The sequence below is a fragment of the Enhygromyxa salina genome (assembly GCF_002994615.1).
GTDB classification, from domain to species: Bacteria; Myxococcota_A; Polyangia; order Nannocystales; family Nannocystaceae; genus Plesiocystis; species Plesiocystis salina_A.
The window spans coordinates 1-15,759 of the sequence record NZ_PVNK01000064.1 but is presented as its reverse complement, the minus strand read 5'-3'; the positions used below and the strand labels follow the sequence as shown (position 1 = coordinate 15,759).

The window sequence follows — 15,759 nt, the reverse complement described above, 5'->3', positions numbered from 1 at the left end:
GTGTCTTCGGCCCCTGAATCCGTCACGGAACTCGGTCGGCGCCTGCGAAGTCGGAGCTGTTGTCGGTCATCGGTCGTGGGTCGCCGTCGATGTCGGTGCCTGGGTCGCCGAGCTGCCAGGTGGCGGCAGAGTCAATCCCTTCGGGGTGCGAGTCTGACAGGTGAAAGTCACCGGTGGCGTAGTCGACGAACCACTCGTTCGGGTTGAAGTTGACAGCGGTATTGTTGGGAAAGCTTTCGTTGTCTTCTATGACATTGTCTTCGATGGTGGCGTTGGTGCATTGTATTTCGGGATCGGCAGCGCTTGCGACAAGTATGCTGTTGCGAGCGGAGATGTCGCTGCCGTCCGTGCAGCGTAATGCGGCTGGCATGCCAAAATCATTAGCTCCTGCAACGATTGTTGAGAATGCGGCGTCCATCGAGCCGTCGAGGATTTCAATGGAAACAGTGTTCGGGATGTTGCCCCCGACAAAGCTGTTCTCGAGCACGAGCGTGCCGCCGCCGTCGACGAGGATGCCGCCGCCGTCGTTGTTGACGATGTGCGAGCGGCGAATGGTGGCGGAGCCGCCGTTGATGCTCACGCCGAGGGTGGTGTTGGAGTTGATCCGGCACTCGTCGATCCAGGCTTGGCCGCCGTTGACGGCGACCCCCGATGTCGGTCCAGAAACCACCGCGATTCCTTGCATGAAGAGGTTGCCCGAGTCAGCGACCGTTAGCGCGGGTTTCCCATTTGATCCTCGAAGAATCGGGTTTTCCTCAGCCGCAGAAAATGTTGCTGTGGCGCCTTGGACAACGATGTCCTCTTGGTAGGAATTGTTGCCGTCAATCTCGTGGAGGATAACGACAGCTTCTAGCCCTAGAACCCCCAGCGCCTCGCCGACCGAACAAAATGGCATCGCTTCACTTCCATCACCCGTCCCGCATCCATAGTCACCATCCACATGAACCACGCTCGCCGGGTCGAAGCAGTTCCCGTCCGCGAGGTTGCACGCACTCTCGGGGCACTGCGCGTGGTCACTACACCCGACGCACGCCCCCGCGTCGAGGTCACAGATCGGCGTCGTATCCACACACGCGTCGACCTTGCCCTCGGCACACTGCACGCAGACCCCGCCCTCGCACACGGGCGTGGCGGGGTCGAGACCCACACAGGAGGCGTCGCCATCGGGCGTCGCGTCACACGCCACGCATTCCCCACTGGCCATGTCACAAAAGGGCAGGTCTGGGTCGGTACAGTCGGCCGGTCCCATGCACGGGCCGTCGCCGTCGCCGTCGCCATCGCCATCGCCGTCGCCCATATCGCCGTCGCCGTCGCCATCGCCGTCCCCGGTCATGACACAACTCTCGTCGTCGAGGATGTTGTTGTCACCGCCGCACGCGTAGTAGCACGAATCGTCTGCGGGCTGCTCGGCGACGCAGCCTGCGACGGCGCTCCCGCAACCGTCGCAAAAGGGCGTCGTGGGGTCGAGGGCGGCACAGGTGGCGTCGCCTTGCTCGTTGGCGCAGTGACTGGGGGGCGGGGTCTCGGACACGCAGGCGGGCGCGGCTCCGGCGATGAACGCGATGACCAGGGCCGCAGCTTGCAAGGTCAGAGTGGTGTGGGAGCGGTTCATGGTGTCACGGCTCGGCTGGGTAGTGTCTTCGGCCCCTGAATCCGTCACGGAACTCGGTCGGCGCCTGCGAAGTCGGAGCTGTTGTCGGTCATCGGTCGTGGGTCGCCGTCGATGTCGGTCGCGGGGTCACCGGTCTGCCAGGTCGCGGCGGACTCGATTTCTGCGGGGTGCGTGCCCGACAGGTGGAAGTCACCCCCTTCGAAATCGACGAACCACTCGGATAGATCATCGAACATCATACCTGAGCCATCTTCCGTGAAGTTGGCTACCTGCTGCAAGTTCGGACAATCGATCTCGGGTTGGTCACTGTAGGAGACGATCAGACTGTTTCGTACCACTGAGTTAGCACCGTCGACGCATGCGATGGAACGCGAGGTGTTGCCGAACCCTGCGCCGATTGTACTGTAGCCGATGGTTGCCTGACCATCTGCAATGTCCAGGACTCGCTGGTTTTGCGAGCCCCCGATAAAGCTGTTCTCGAGCACGAGCGTGCCGCCGCCGTCGACGAGGATGCCGCCGCCGTCGTTGTTGACGATGTGCGAGCGGCGAATGGTGGCGGAGCCGCCGTTGATGCTCACGCCGAGGGTGGTGTTGGAGTTGATCCGGCACTCGTCGATCCAGGCTTGGCCGCCGTTGACGGCGATGCCTGCGTTGGGGCCACCTGACACTTCAATTCCTCGTATGAATAGTTGTCCCGTGTTCGACACAGTGATGCCGGGGCTTCCGCCAAGACCCTTTGTTATTGGTGATTCTCCTGGTGCTGAGAATATCGCCGTGGATTTCGCTATGTTAGTCATCTCCGAGTACTCGAGATCGTTCAGTCGCTCGTGCAAGATGATGAACGCTTCAACACCCGAGGCTCCGAGCGCTTCCGCAACCGAGCAGTACGGCGCACCATCGCTGCCATCACCCGTCCCGCATCCATTGTCGCCATCCACATGAACCACGCTCGCCGGGTCGAAGCAGTTCCCGTCCGCGAGGTTGCACGCACTCTCGGGGCACTGCGCGTGGTCACTACACCCGACGCACCCCCCCGCGTCGAGGTCACAGATCGGCGTCGTATCTACACACGCGTCGACCTTGCCCTCGGCACACTGCACGCAGACCCCGCCCTCGCACACGGGCGTGGCGGGGTCGAGCTCCGCACAGGAGGCGTCGCCATCGGGCGTCGCGTCACACGTAACGCACTCCCCGCTGGCCATGTCACAAAAGGGCAGGTCTGGGTCGGTACAGTCGGCCGGTCCCATGCACGGGCCGTCGCCGTCGCCGTCGCCATCGCCATCGCCGTCGCCCATATCGCCGTCGCCGTCGCCGTCGCCGTCGCCGGTCATGACGCAACTATCGTCGTCGAGGATGTTGTTGTCACCGCCGCAGGCGTAATGGCACTCGGCCGTCGGCTCCTCGGCCACGCACCCGCCAAATCCATCGCTGCCAGGATCGCACGCGGGAGTCGTGCAGTAGGGCCGAGTGTCGCCATAGCGGCTCGCACAGACCGAGTCTCCGTCAGACCGAGCGCAATGCCCGGGATCCGGCTCGACAAAATCTCCGCAAGCGGCAATGCTCAAGCCGATAGTGAAACCGGCCACGACTGGGATGAGTGATTTATGCATGGCTGTACTCCTGCGTGCTTAGAAACTACCGGAGACGCCGAGGCTGAATCCAGTGGGAGAGACGAGTGGGAAGACGAGGGCTTGCGCCCGAGCCTGCTTGCGTTGTTTCGCTCGGCGCCCGAGATCGACACCGAGCATGACGAGGCCAGCGGTCGTGACCGCCGCGCCCACGCCCAAGAGCGCATAACCTCGTGGCGCGTGGTCGGCGCCGGTTCGCTCATAGTAGTCGCCAGCGGGCTGATCGTAGACCCGCCCGCGCGACATCTCGACGGCGCCCCAGATCACTGCGCCAATGCCCAGGACCGACACCGCCGTCCCGGCAAAGCCCAGCGGCCCGATCGGCTTGGGCGTGGTCACGACGCCTCCGTCGTCCTCACCACCCTCGTCGTCGCCAAGCTCATCCCCGCTGTCTCCGCTGTCGGAGGCCGGCTCCAAGCGCTGCCGCGCCTCGATCGCCGCGAGCAGATCCGGCTTCACGGAGTCGAGCTTCTGCAGCATCCGCGCCTCGGTGCAGAACACACAATCCGTCCATTCGACCGCAGCCTCCACCGTGTCACCGTCGACGAATTCGAAGTGGATCCCGTAATTGCGATCCCCCGCCTCCATCAAGCGCAGCCGAACCCTCAGCACCGTCGCGTCGTCGACGTCGTCGGTGAGCTCGAAGCCGCCATCTTCCACGAGCGCGCGCACCTGGTCGAAGATCACGGGGGCGACGCCGCGCTCGTCCTCGGGGAGCTCGTCGACGTGGACCTCGAGCGCGACCGGTGGGGTCGCCGTCTGCGAGGCGGGCGGTGGGGCCGAGTGCGCGGTGGGGAGGGGCCAGCCCAAGAGGGGCAGCGCGCTCAGAAACAGGGCGAGGATGGGTTTCGTCATGGTGAATTCTCGGGGGTTGCGAACATGCGACAACCGTCGACTTTGGCGCGGACCTCGAGATCCTTGGCTCCGGCCCCCGCCTCGACGCACTTGGACCACTCGCCGAGCTCGGAGAACGCGGACACGCGCAGCGCCGCGCGCTCGGCCTGTGAAGACCAGCAACTTCGGTTCGCCGACAGTGACACTGCGCGTCGCCACTTGCGGTCGGCGAGGGCCTTGCGAGCCTGCTCGGCGGCGCCGTCGCAGAGGTCGGGTTGGATCTCGGGTTCGGGTTCGGGGTTGGGTTTGGGTTCGGGTTTGGGCTTGGGCTTGGGCTTGGGCTTGGGCTTGGGTTGAAGCTCGGGCACGAACTCGGGCACGAGCTCGGGGACGACTTGGTCGGGGTCTTCGGGGCCTTCGGGCTCCGGCTGGGGCTCGACAAGGGCCCTTGGTGCGTCGCTCTCGGCCTGGGCATGCCGGTCGCGGGGCCAGGCGGCCGAGGCGATCGCCCCCGCGAAGAGCAGCAGGGCAGCGGCCGCGAGCCACCGTCGGCGCGGGGGCCCGCCGTCGAGCGGAGGAGCTGCTTCGGTCGGCTGCGTGGGCGGGCGCTCGGGTTCGGGCGACGCTGTGATCTCACTGGGAGCCGCCTCGCCCTGCGCTGGCGGAGGACCCCCTGTCTCGAGGGCGGCCCCCCGCTGCTCGGCAATATGTGCGACCGGAGGCACCCTCACGGTCGTGTCCGGGACCTCCTGCGGAGTCACGCGAGCGCCGTTCGTCGCTACCGCGACGCGCGGAGCGATCCGATCGAGCTGCGCGAGGAGCTGCTCCATCGTCGGCCGCTCGTCGCTCGCGCGCCGCGTACAGTCGTGAACTAGCTCGGCGAGCTCCTCGGGCGCGTCGTAGGCCCAGGCGTTCAGCCGCGGCGCCTCGAGCGTGCCCTCGCGCTGGGCCTTGATGTACGCGCCGCGGTCCTCGATGTTCGGGTAGGGACGCTGGCGGGTGACCAACTCGAACAGCAGCACGCCGAAGCCGAACACGTCCATGGTCGGATCCGGCGGGCTCTGGCGCACCTGTTCGGGTCCCATGTAGCCCAGCGTGCCCGGGACATCGTGGACGCCAGTGATGCGGCCGGGCGCGCCGACCTCGATCTTGGGCGCGCGCAGATCGGCGGCGTGGCCGAAGTCGAACAGTTTGATCGCCCCGTTTGAGTTGTCGAGCACGAACACGTTGGTTGGCGTCGCGTCGCGGTGCACGACGCCCGCGGCGTGGCACGCACTCAGGGCCTCGGCGACCTGCCGCGCGATCTCGATGATCCTCGGGATCTCGAGCTTGCCGCGGGTGAACACCCAGTCGAGGGTGTGGCCGGTGAGCACCTCGGTGGCCAACCAGGGCCAACCGCTGAGATCGTGGAGACGCCCGACGTCGACGTACTCGATGATGCGCGGGTGACCCCGGAGCCGACCCAGATACTCGGCCTCGTTGAGCAGCCGCTGCTCCCGCTCGGGGCGGCCGACGTAGCGAGGCAGGAGCAGCTTGAGCGCGACCTCGCGGCCCAAGCTGTGATCGTGGGCGTGATAGACCACGCTCATGCCACCTTCGCCGAGGCTCGAGAGCAGCTCGAAGCGGCCATCCCCGACGAGCTCGCCGACGCCAGGGGCCTCGCGGATGGCGGGCATCATTTGGCCGATCCCTTCTCGCCCTTGGTCGCGATCAGCTTGGTCTCGCTGAGCTTGACGTCGTAGAAGGCGCCCGGCTCGAGGCCGTCCTCGATGCGCAGGGTGCCCGGGGTCTTCCAGGCGGCCTGGTCGCTCTCGCGCCAGCGGACCGGATACTTGCCCGGCCGGAGCTTGGTCATCGCGAAGGAGCGGTAGGACAGCGCGCGCTTGCCGATCTCGAGCTGGGCGTTGGAGACCCCGGAGATCACGAAGGTGACCTCGACCGTTGGCTTGGGGCCGGCTTTAGGCTTTGGCTTTGGCTTTGGCTCGGGCTTGGGCGCGGGCACGACCTCGGGCTCGGGCGCGGGCACGACTTCGGGCTCGGGCTCGGGCTCGGGCGCGGGCGGGACTTCGGGCTCGGGCTCGGGCGCGGGCGCGACTTCGGGCTCGGGCTCCGGGACTTCGGCCGTGGGCTCGGCTCCGACCGGCGCCTCGGGTTCGGGCCCAGGCTCCGACGAGGGCGGCCTCGGTTGCGCTTCGAGCCCGGCGTCGTGACCCGCGGCCACGGTCGGCGACCGGAGCTCGGCGGTCGATTCGTCGGGCTCTCCGAACGCCTCGATCGCCAACCACACGAAGACGGTGCCCAGGAGCAGGGCGACGCCCATGGCCGCGACCGCGGTCCGTGCCGATTTCGGGCCCGCGCTCGGGCTCAGGTCGACCGCGGAGGGCACGGACACCAGCTCGGGGGCGACGGGCCGCTCGGGCATGGACTCCTCGAGCGGAGGCAGTCTGACGGTCGGATCACAGACAGGCGGCTCGTCGAACCACGGCGCCGCCGCGCCAGTGTTCGTACGGTCGGTCGTCACGTGATCGGGCAGCTCGTCGGCTGTCCCCGCGCCCGCTCGGCGAAAGATGGCAGGGGCGTCGGGCTGGGCGGGAGCGTCGGCCTGGGTGCCCACGTCGGGCTCGGCGGGTGTCGGCTGCGAGTCACCCTGGTTGAAGAGCGACGCCGAGAAGCCCAGGTTGTTCTTGTGGAGCTCGAGTATGTCGGTGAAGCCCGAGCGCGGCTTGCCGACGAAGCGCGTGTAGAGCACCTTGAGCTCGCGCGCGGCGACCTGGTAGCGCGACGCGTTCTGGACGATCATCCAGTGGGCGTCACCCGCGCTCGGGCGGTCCTCGGGCCGGGTCTGCAGCATCCGTCGCCGGAGCTGGTCGACCCAGACCGGGACGTCGCGCTGGGTGAGCTCGGGGATGTGGCCGCCGAGGACTCTGGCTTGAAATTCGTTGACCGAGCAACCCGCGAGGAAGCGCTCGCCCTCCAACAGCTCGTGCAGCACGACACCGAGGCTGTAGATGTCGGTCTCCATCCGAACGCGGCCGGTCATCTGTTCGGGCGACATGTACCTGGGAGTCCCGACGGAGCGCGACATCGTCGCCTCCGAGGTCTTGGCGAAGCGCGCGATCCCGAAGTCGGTCAGCTTCACCTCGCCGCTGGAGGAGATCAGGATGTTCCCGGGGGTCACGTCGTAGTGGACGACCCCGGCCTGCTCGCCCGCGACGGTTCTGCCGTGGGCGTACTCGAGCGCCGAGAGGATCTCGCCGACGATGTACAGCGAGATGTCGACGCCCAGGCGCCGACTCCCGGCTGACTCCGACCGCTCGAACAGATCGCGCAGGTTGACGCCGTCGACCCACTCCATGACCAGGCACGGCGAGCCCTGGACCTCGCTGGTGTCGATGACCTTGACGATGCGCCCGTGGTCGAGCTGCGCGGCGATCCGTGCCTCGCCGAAGAAGCGCTCGCGGTCCTCTGCGGTCATGGCCAGCGCGGGGTACAGGACCTTGATCGCGCAGGGCATTCTCAGCCCGTCCTCGCCATGCTTGATGGCGCTCCAGACCTGACCCATGCCCCCGGCGCCGAGTCGGGTCGTCAGAAGGTACTTGCGGGATTTGTCTCTCATTTGGCTTGGCTCGAAGGCTACCACGGGGCCCGACCCAAGATCGGCCCGAGCGAGCGCAGGAGTCCCAAGCACGCCACGTGCCAACCGACGATCCCACCACGACCCCACCACGACCCCACCATGAGCCGCCACGAGGCCCGCGTCCGGGGCCGATGACTCGATTCCGACCAGTCCCATTGGCGCGGGGGTGGTCGACGATCGACCAGGCTGCCTCACGTTGGGGTCGCGAGCAGGGCCAGGGGCTACGGACGGCTGCCGTCGACGCGATAGCGGGCCAGATCCACGTGGATGTGGTTGCGGTGGAGGTGGTCGAAGTAGGGCGTGACGACGACCGAGAACACCTCCTCGTCATAGAGCCGGTTGGCGAGGCTACGCAGGAAGAGGGTCTTGGGGTCACTGGGATTGTCGACCGTTGGCCTGAAGTCGTCGAGCACGGTCAGCGACTCACCGCTGGTGAAGGTGAAGGCCTTCAGATCGATGCCGTTGGCGAAGCTGTGCTCGCTCAAGAGGTCGAAGTTGACCATCTCGCGGCAGTTGTAGGTGCCCATGTGCTCGATGGTCTTGATCCGCGCGCCCATGATGCGCTCGGCCTCCTCTTGGGCGACGCGCTCGAAGTCGGCCATCGCCAGGGCCATCGTGCAGGTCAGCAGCGGGTTCTTGCTGTACGCGATCTTGCCGGGGCCCCGCTTGATACGCACGACCTGGTGGGCGCCGCAGGTGTAGACGCCGTCGCGCTTCTTGCCCACGCCGATCCGCGCGGGCTTGAACGACACGCCCGCGGCCTCGAGTTGCTCCTCGCAGTCGTCGAGGGGCTCGGGCGGGCCGAGCTGGTCGTCGTTGTCGGGGTCGAGGTCGGCGTGGCCCCAGGAGATCCGCGCAGGCTCGGGCTCGGGCTCGGGCGCGGGCTCGGGCTCGGGCGCGGGCTCGGGCGCGGTGTCGACCTTCGCGCTCGGGGTCTTTGGCTCGCTGACCCCGCTGTCGCGGGGGGCCGCCGTCGCGGAGCCATCGCAGCCGCTGGTCGAACTCGCCAGAGCGAGAGGCGCGAGCAGGACCATCCAAAGGCGCGGCGTAGCCATGTGTGGGCACCAACGTGCCACACACGGTGATGGTTCGCTCGCCTCGCCCCCCCGCGAAGGTTTCACGCCCGACCTCGCTGCCGCTGGGGGTCGAGATCCGCTAGGATCCCGGCCGTGGCCGACCTGATCGTCAACGGAAGCGCCCTCTCGATCGACGAGGCTGGCGTCGATCCCCACACGACCGTGCTCGACTTTCTGCGCGATCGCGGCCTCGTCGGGACCAAAGAGGGCTGCGCCGAGGGCGAGTGCGGAGCCTGTGCGGTCGCCCTGGTCCGCGAGGGCCCGGGGGGGCGGACCACCTACGTGCCCGTGAACAGCTGCTTGACCCTGCTCGGCTCGGTCCTCGGCGGCGAGCTGATCACCGTCGAGGGCGTGCGCCCGAGCGCCGAGGCGCTGCACCCGGTCCAGGCCGCGATGGTCGAGGCGGGCGGCTCGCAGTGTGGCTACTGCACGCCCGGCTTCGTCGTCAGCATGTTCGCCGAGTACTACCGCCACGAGCGCCCGGCCTGGGACCCGGAGGCGATCGCCGGCAACCTGTGTCGCTGCACGGGCTACCGGCCGATCCGCGACGCGATGCGCAGCCTCGGCGCGCCCGCGGGCGACGACCGCTTCCTCGCCCGACTTGAGCAACCTGCGCCGCGCCTCGGCGGGCTGACCCAGCTGCGCACGCGGACCGAGGGCCCGCGCCGACTGCTGCGGCCGGCGTCGCTCGCCGAGCTCCTCGACCAGCTCGCCGCCACGCCCGAGGCCAAGATCATCGCGGGGGGCACCGACGTGGTCGTCGAGGTCAACCAACGCCACGCGCGCTGGCCCGTGCTGATCTCGCTCGAGGCCGTGGCCGAGCTGCGCCGGGTCGAGCTCGGCGACGAGCAGGTCGAGATCGGCGCGTGCGTGAGCCTCTCGGACGTCGAGCATCGCCTCGATCACGCGCTCCCGCTGCTCGACGAGCTGTTCCCGCTGTTCTCGTCCCGGCTGATCCGCAACCGCGCGACGCTCGGGGGCAACCTCGTCAACGCCTCGCCGATCGGCGACTCGCCCCCGGCCTTGCTGGCCCTCGACGCCGAGCTCGAGCTCGTGTCGCGCGCGGGCTCGCGGGTCGTGGCGCTGGCCGAGTTCTTCACCGGCTATCGCAAGACCGTGCTCGCGCCCGGCGAGATCGTCGCGACGATCCGCGTGCCTCGCCGCGCGCCGACCCACGCCCACTTCTACAAGGTCAGCAAGCGCGTGCTCGACGACATCTCCACGGTCGCGGCCGCGTTCGCGCTCGAGCTCGATGACGGGGGCACGATCACCAAGGCTCGCCTCGCCTACGGCGGCGTCGCGGCGACCCCTGCCCGCGCGCGGGCGGCCGAGGACGCCCTGCTCGGCCGGCCGTGGACCCGCGAGACCGTGGCCGCCGTCGAGCCTTTGCTGGCCAGCGCGTTCACGCCGATGACCGACCACCGCGGCAGCGCCGACTACCGCCGGGCGATGACCGCCCGCCTGTTCGAGAAGTTCTTCCACGAGACCGCCGCCGGCCGACGCCTCGGGCCTCAGCCGCCGCCGGTTCAGCACCGCGTCCACAGCCAGGGAGTGAGGTCATCATGACCCAGGTAGGTAAAGCCATCCCCCATGAGAGCGCCGCCGGTCACGTCAGCGGCGAGGCCCTCTACACCGACGATCTGCTCGCGCGCTTCGCCGCGCCGCTGCACGCGTGGCCCGTGCTCTCGCCCCACGCTCACGCGCGCGTGGTCTCGATCGACGCGGGCGCGGCCGAGGCCTTGCCCGACGTCGTCAAGGTCCTGACCGCCAGCGACGTGCCGGGCGAGAACGAGGTCGGGCCCGCGCGCCACGACGAGCCCCTGTTCCCGGACGAGGTCCAGTTTCACAACCAGGCGGTCGCCTGGGTCCTGGCCGAGTCCGTCGAGGCCGCGCGGGCGGGCGCGGCGGCGGTCGCCGTCGACTACGAGCCGCTGCCCGCGATCGTGACCATGGATCAGGCCCTCGCGGCGCAGAGCTTCCTGACCGATCCCCTGACGATCAGCTCGGGCGAGCCCGCCGAGGCCCTGGCCGCGGCGCCGCACAGCTTCTCGGGCGAGCTGCGGCTCGGCGGCCAGGAGCACTTCTACCTCGAGACCCAGGCCACGATCGCGGCCTGGGACGAGGCCGGCGAGGTCTTCATCCACAGCTCGACCCAGCACCCGTCCGAGACCCAGGAGGTCGTCGCGCGGGTGCTCGGGGTCCCGCTGCGCATGGTCACCTGCCAGTCGCTGCGGATGGGCGGCGCGTTCGGAGGCAAGGAGACCCAGGCCAACCCCTACGCCGCGGTCGCGGCGGTCGGGGCCCACGCCACCGCTCGGCCGGTCCGCGTGCGCCTCGATCGTCAGCTCGACATGGCCCTGACCGGCAAGCGCCACCCCTTTTGGGCCCGCTATCGCGTCGGTCACGACGACGAGGGCCGGATCCTGGCCCTCGATCTCGAGCTCTACAGCGACGGCGGCTGGTCCCTCGATCTGTCCACGCCGATCATGTATCGGGCGCTGTTTCACTGCGACAACTGCTACCGGATCCCGAACTTGCGCGTGGTCGGCCGGGTCCTGCGGACCCACAAGACCTCGCAGACGGCCTTTCGTGGGTTCGGTGGGCCCCAGGGGATGGTCGTGATCGAGGACATCCTCGATCGCGTCGCGCGGGCCGTCGCGCGGCCGGGCCACGAGGTCCGCGCGCTCAATTTTTATCGCGAGGGCGACCGCACCCACTACGGCCAGCTCGTCCGCGACGCCGGGCGGATCGAGCGGATCTGGACCTCGCTGCGGGCCCGGGCCGACTTCGGCCGACGCCTCGCCGAGGTCGAGGCCCACAACCACGCCAACGAGCACGAAAAGCGCGGGCTCGCGATCACCCCGGTCCGCTTTGGCATCTCGTTCACGGCCAGCTTCTTCAACCAGGCGGGCGCGCTGGTCCTCGTCTATCGAGACGGCTCGATCCAGGTCAACCACGGCGGGACCGAGATGGGCCAGGGCCTCCACACCAAGATGCTGCAGATCGCCGCCGACGGCCTCGGCGTCCCGCTCGAGGCCGTGCGCCTGATGCCGACGCGGACCGACAAGGTGCCCAACACCTCGGCGACCGCCGCGTCGAGCGGCTCGGACCTCAACGGCGCCGCGGTCGAGCGCGCGTGCACGCAGATCCGCGAGCGCCTGGCCGGGGTCGCCGCCGCGGCCTTGGGCGTGGCGCCGGGCGACGTCGAGTTCAGCGAGGGCCGCGTGCGCCCCTTTTGGCAGGCCGAGGACCCCGAGGCCGGGCTGAGCTTCGCCGAGCTGGCCGGGCGCGCCTACATCCAGCGCGTGCCCCTGTTTGCGACCGGCTACTACCGCACGCCAAAGATCCACTTCGACGAGCAGACCGGCCGCGGCAAGCCCTTCCACTACTTCGCTTACGGCGCGGCGATCACCGAGGTCGAGGTCGACGGCTTCACCGGGCAATTCTCGATTCGCCGCGTCGACATCCTCCACGACGTCGGCGACTCGATCTCGCCCAAGGTCGACATCGGACAGATCGAGGGCGGCTTCATCCAGGGCCTCGGCTGGCTGACCTCCGAGGAGCTGGTCTGGGCCGACGACGGGCGCCTGGCCACGCGCGGGGCCTCGACCTACAAGCTGCCGACGCTCGGCGAGTGCCCCGAGCAATTCAACATCGAGCTGCTCCCGAGCGCGAGCGAGCCGAGCGTGGTCAAGGGCAGCAAGGCCGTCGGCGAGCCGCCCTTGATGCTCGCGATCTCGGCCCGCGAGGCCCTCCGAGCCGCCGTCGCGGCGTTCGCCGAGCCCGGCGTCGACGCGGTCGAGCTCGCCTGCCCGAGCACGCCCGAGGCCGTCTACTGGGCGATCGATCGCGCGCGCGCTCGCGCTGTCGGGCGCTCGGCCGCGGAGTAGGCCCGCGAAGTTTGCACACTGACCGAACGATCAAGCGCCCGAGCGCCCGAGCGCGCTCGACTCCAGGCGAGCTCGCGCTCGGACCACGACAGCCCCGCCACACAGCTGTGCCAGGGCTGACGCGACGCCGCGAAAAGTCGCCTGGAGTCGAGAGCACGCAGTTTTGGTCGCGGCGCCTGGCCTGACACCAACGTCAGCGTGGCGCCGTGCGAGGACCGAGATCATGTTCGAGACATGACCGCTCTTCGAACCTATCGTCCCCTCATCGCTCTGTTTGCTGTCGCAACTTTGGCCGCTGGCTGCGCCGACGACGAATCCCCCATCGATGGATCTGACGAATCCGCCGGAGATGAAGAGGCCGAAGGAGACACGGCCGAGGGCGGCGAAGGTGAAGGCGGGGAGGAGCTCAACGAGTGCATCGAGACCGTCAACGTGCTCGCCGATGCCAAAGCCGAGAGCCCCGAAGGCCATAGCCTCGCCGCCACGATCGACGTAATCGCTGGGCCTCACGGCATCGAATTCGCGGCTGCGGAAGCCGGGGAGGGCGTCTCGGTCGTGATCAACGAGCCCGAGGTCACGAAGGCCGAGCTCGACATCGTCTACGAAGATGGCGAGGTCCGGTACATTGAGTCGGTCGCGGCCGACGGCTCGGAGGCGACCTGCGTCTCGCGGCTCGAGGCCGATGTCGAGGTGCGGATCGCCTCGGAAGACAAGTTCTTCGACGCGGAGTTCGCTGCCGTGCTCGTGGCCTCGCTCGGCGAGGAGGAGCTCGAGACGCCGATGATCATCCACGCGGTCGAGGACCTCGCCGAGCTCGGCGACATGGAGCTCGTCGAGATCGATCCGGCCGATCCGATCGACATCAGCTACGAGTTGAGCCTCATGTTCGCCGCCGAGGGCCTCAGCGGAGCGCTCAGTGGACTGGCGACCTACGAGGATGAGGGGATCGACGGGGACACCGTCGTGTCCGCGCTCGGGTTCGACATGTTCTTGTTCAGCGTGTGATCGTTCATACGAGAGCCTCGACTGCGCCGGCGCCTGAGCGTCGGCGCAGTCGCGTGGTTTGGGTATGGCACCGCGCGCCGGGCTTGGCTCTCGCGCGGCGCTCTTGGGTCGAGCGCCGCCCGCGAGCTCGCTCCGCGCGGCAGGGTGTCCGGAATTCGAATCTGCGCATTTTGCGATAGCTATGCCTACACTTACGCGTCGGAAAAGTTTGCAGTCTCGCCTCGTCAAACTCACGCCCTGTGCCCGAGCAACCCCCCGTGGGGCCGTGTACCAGGCGGCGAAATTTTCGTAACTCTGCGCTCGCATGTCCGAGGTCATCGACAGTATCGAGATCGCACCTGGCACCTTTTGGGTCGGCAAGCGGGAGCCAGAGGCCATCTTCTTTGCGAACCCCTATCTGCGCATTTTTCGCTCGGACGACGGCGGCAAGCAAGTCAGCATGCTGATCGATCCCGGCTCCAGCTCCGACTTTGCGGTCGTCAGCGCCAAGCTGACCGCGCTGCTCGGCAGCCTCAAGCGGGTCTCGGCGATCTTCATCAACCATCAAGATCCCGACGTCGGGACCTCGGCCCCGGCGCTGATCAACCGCTTCGCGCCCAAGGCCACGATCTTGTGCTCGGAGGCGACCTGGCGACTGATCGTCCACCTCAACCTCCCGCGCGAGAACTACGTCGACGTCGACCGTTTCAAGCGAGGCATGCGCCTGGCAACCGGTGACGTCCTGATGCCGGTCCCGAGCCCCTTTTGCCATTTTCGAGGCGCCGTGATGCTCTACGATCCGAGCACCCGCGTATTGTTTAGCGGCGACTTGTTCGGCGGTCTGACCGACGCGAGCGCGAGCGGCATCTGGGCCGACGAGAGCGACTGGCGGGGGATGCGGGCCTTCCATCAGCTCTACATGCCCGCCAACCAGGCCGTGCGCGCGACCATCGAGCGGATCCGGGCCCTCGATCCCTTCCCCGAGATCATCGCCCCGCAGCACGGCCGGGTCATCCGCGGGCCGCTGCTGCAAGAATTCATGGAGCGGCTCGAGCAGCTGCCCGTCGGCCTCGACATCATCGACGAGGGCGATGACAGCCTCGACGCCTGGAACCACGTGCTCACCCGCGTGCTCGAGACCGCGCGCATGCTGCTCGGTCCCCACGCGGAGATCCGACTCGCCGACGCGCGCGAGCTCGAAGACAGCCTCGACTTCGGCAGCGGAACGCCCCGCGTCACGCACATCGGTCGCTGGACGATCGGCAAGGTGATCGAGCACCTGTCTCGGGGCGAGCCGGCCGAGATCGCCAACCCGATCAAGTTCGAGGCGATCGCGGCGTCCGAGGAGCTGGGGCTCCCGGCGCCGGACATCGGCATCGAGGCCGAGTCCGAGGAGGTCGACACCGGCCTGTTTTGACCGGTCGAGCTGAGCTGAGCTGAGCTGAGCTGAGCTGAGCTGAGCTCAGTCCTTGCGGCAGCAGACCAGGCGCACGGCCAGGAACACCGTGTGGACCGGCTCGAGCTTGGTGTTCACGCGCAGGTCGTAGTCGACGCCCACGCGGATCATCGGCGCGCGGCCAAAGGTCAGCCCAGCCCCAGCCACCCCGCCGATCCCCGCGGCGGTCGAGTGCAGCAAGTGGGCCCGCGGCAGCCCGCCGACCGCCCCGAGCCCGGTCCGGAGGTACACGGGCCCGAGCACGGCCGTCGCGGTCACGTCGGCACCGAAGCTCGGCTTCTTGCGCTCGTAGTAGGGCGTGATGTGGGAGACCACGCCGAACGAGAGCGCGAGATCACGGTGGCGGTGCTCGAGGGTTCCGCCGAACTCGAACTCGAAGCGAGTGTTGGGGTGAAAGCCCTGGTCGTGCAGCGTCATGCCCGGGGCGATGCCGAGGCTGACGTAGCCCGAGTCGAGCTCCATGGGCGTGCGCGGCTCGGGCTCGGGCTCGTAGGGCTCGTCGTAGAAGGGCTCGTAGTCGTCGGGGTCGTAGTCGCCCTCGTCGAGATCTTCGATGGTCGGTGCCGCCCTCGTGTCGGTCGCGAGGGGCTCCTCGGCGGGCGACGGCTCGGGCGGGGTCACCACGACGAGGGCCTCTTGGGT

Annotated in this window: 10 protein-coding genes and 1 pseudogene; 4 read left to right on the top strand and 7 right to left on the bottom strand. The window is 68.4% G+C overall.

Annotation, left to right across the window (positions count from 1 at the left end; genetic code table 11):
* Positions 1–22: 22 nt before the first annotated feature.
* From ENSA5_RS35620 to ENSA5_RS05620, 6 genes are all read right to left on the bottom strand, one after another.
* Positions 23–1,612 (bottom strand): right-handed parallel beta-helix repeat-containing protein, encoded by a 1,590-nt coding sequence (locus ENSA5_RS35620; RefSeq protein ID WP_181197407.1) that lies wholly within the window; start codon positions 1,610–1,612, stop codon positions 23–25.
* A gap of 44 nt (positions 1,613–1,656) precedes the next feature.
* Positions 1,657–3,021 (bottom strand): right-handed parallel beta-helix repeat-containing protein, encoded by a 1,365-nt coding sequence (locus tag ENSA5_RS05640; protein ID WP_106390562.1) that lies wholly within the window; start codon positions 3,019–3,021, stop codon positions 1,657–1,659.
* Between the two features lie 219 nt (positions 3,022–3,240).
* Positions 3,241–4,095 carry a hypothetical protein gene (locus tag ENSA5_RS05635; protein WP_106390560.1) on the bottom strand — a complete coding sequence of 285 codons (855 nt, stop codon included), beginning with the start codon at positions 4,093–4,095 and terminating at the stop codon, positions 3,241–3,243.
* Entirely contained in the window at positions 4,092–5,753 is a 1,662-nt protein-coding gene (locus ENSA5_RS05630) for a serine/threonine protein kinase (RefSeq protein ID WP_106390558.1), read from the bottom strand. Before ENSA5_RS05630 ends, ENSA5_RS05635 begins: the two co-directional genes overlap by 4 nt.
* The gene (locus tag ENSA5_RS05625; protein WP_181197406.1) at positions 5,750–7,690 is read right to left on the bottom strand and encodes a serine/threonine-protein kinase; all 1,941 of its coding nucleotides are present in this window, start codon (positions 7,688–7,690) and stop codon (positions 5,750–5,752) included. Before ENSA5_RS05625 ends, ENSA5_RS05630 begins: the two co-directional genes overlap by 4 nt.
* 242 nt (positions 7,691–7,932) lie before the next feature.
* A complete protein-coding gene (locus ENSA5_RS05620; protein ID WP_106390554.1) occupies positions 7,933–8,766 on the bottom strand; it encodes an extensin-like domain-containing protein in 834 nt (277 codons plus the stop codon).
* A 114-nt stretch (positions 8,767–8,880) separates the two neighbouring features.
* Here ENSA5_RS05620 and xdhA point away from each other — a divergent pair, with 114 nt between their 5' ends.
* From xdhA to ENSA5_RS05600, 4 genes are all read left to right on the top strand, one after another.
* Positions 8,881–10,353, top strand: coding sequence for a xanthine dehydrogenase small subunit (gene xdhA, locus ENSA5_RS05615; protein ID WP_106390553.1), 1,473 nt, complete (start codon positions 8,881–8,883; stop codon positions 10,351–10,353).
* Entirely contained in the window at positions 10,350–12,677 is a 2,328-nt protein-coding gene (gene xdhB, locus ENSA5_RS05610; protein WP_106390552.1) for a xanthine dehydrogenase molybdopterin binding subunit, read from the top strand. Before xdhA ends, xdhB begins: the two co-directional genes overlap by 4 nt.
* A 234-nt stretch (positions 12,678–12,911) precedes the next feature.
* Complete coding sequence (locus ENSA5_RS05605) at positions 12,912–13,682, top strand: hypothetical protein (protein ID WP_146155361.1); 771 nt, start codon at positions 12,912–12,914, stop codon at positions 13,680–13,682.
* A 304-nt stretch (positions 13,683–13,986) separates the two neighbouring features.
* Positions 13,987–15,078: an oxygen-binding di-iron domain-containing protein gene (locus tag ENSA5_RS05600; protein WP_106390549.1), complete on the top strand. Its 1,092-nt coding sequence runs from the start codon at positions 13,987–13,989 to the stop codon at positions 15,076–15,078.
* A gap of 45 nt (positions 15,079–15,123) precedes the next feature.
* Here the strand turns inward: ENSA5_RS05600 and ENSA5_RS37085 are convergent.
* Positions 15,124–15,759: pseudogene (locus ENSA5_RS37085) on the bottom strand (hypothetical protein); the annotation flags it as partial.